We start from the raw sequence: 270 nt of genomic DNA on the forward strand, positions 1-270 counted from the left end.
GCAGCGCCCCCGGTGCTCGCCTCTACCGCACCGGCGACAAGGCTCGCTGGCTCTCCGACGGCACCCTCGAGTTCCTCGGCCGCAACGACTTCCAGGTGAAGATTCGTGGCTTCCGCATCGAGCTCGGTGAAGTCGAGTCCGCGCTGCGCCTCTTCTCCGGCATCCAGGAGGCCGTCGTCCTCGCTCGTGAGGATGGCCCCGGCGACAAGCGTCTCGTCGCCTACTTCATCGCCGCAGAAGAGCAGTCCGTCGACACCACCTCGCTCAAGG

1 protein-coding gene is annotated in these 270 nt (G+C 67.0%); it reads left to right on the top strand.

The annotated features are described in order from the left end of the window. On the top strand, positions 1-270 hold a 270-nt coding region (locus FL311_RS43885), incomplete at both ends, for an AMP-binding protein (protein ID WP_141333618.1).

It is taken from the genome of Myxococcus sp. AB025B (assembly GCF_006518215.1).
Lineage (GTDB): Bacteria > Myxococcota > Myxococcia > Myxococcales > Myxococcaceae > Myxococcus > Myxococcus fulvus.